The sequence below is a fragment of the Halomonas sp. 3D7M genome (assembly GCF_014897885.1).
Classification (GTDB): domain Bacteria; phylum Pseudomonadota; class Gammaproteobacteria; order Pseudomonadales; family Halomonadaceae; genus Vreelandella.
This window is the reverse complement of sequence record NZ_JABUZF010000077.1, coordinates 1-638: the sequence shown is the minus strand read 5'-3', so window position 1 is coordinate 638 and position 638 is coordinate 1. Positions and strand designations below refer to the sequence as shown.

General features: G+C 53.6%; 1 protein-coding gene. It reads right to left on the bottom strand.

Features of this window, described 5'->3' with window-relative positions; translation table 11 throughout:
* Window positions 1–72: 72 nt before the first annotated feature.
* Window positions 73–638: NAD(P)/FAD-dependent oxidoreductase (locus tag INT22_RS02515; RefSeq protein WP_193067611.1), on the bottom strand; the 566-nt coding region annotated here is incomplete at its 5' end.

Sequence of the window (638 nt, the reverse complement as noted above, 5' to 3'; positions counted from 1 at the left end):
CTCTTCGCCTGCGGGAAGAGTGGCCGCTTTTTATGTGTATCCGTTTTGTTTTGTTAAGCAATAACACCGTGATTAGATCAGCACTCGTAGACACTGACCTGCATGATACAGCGAGAAACCACCCTCATAGGCGCAGCTCCACAGCGGGCGGGCTTTGATGGGTTTGGGCTGTGACAACGGCAGCGGCAGCAGGCTGTCATCCTCGTTTGCAATGTAATGAGCAAAACCTTGCCCGACCACTGTGCCGGTAGTGATGCCGCGTCCGTTATAGCCAGTGGCTGACAATATCCCCGGGGCCAGTTCAAAAATACGTAAGGTGTGGTCCGGTGTGAACGCGACCTTGCCGGTCCAGGTGTATTCCCAGCGAACGTTGCCGAGCCTAGGGAAGTAATGATCTTTTATGGTATTGGCCCAACGGGTTAAGTAAGCCTGTGGTTTGCCTTCACCTTTCCCCAGGCTGCCCAATAGTAAGCGGCCTGCCTTGTCCCGCCGAATGCTGCTAAGTACCGTGCGAGTGTCCCAAGCGCCTTGTTTCTCTGGAAGAATCGCATCGGCGGCTTCGCCAGTTAGAGGTTCTGACGCCAGTTGATAATAATGGCCGGTAAAGAAGTGTTGTCGAACTTGGTTCCAGTCGTCTT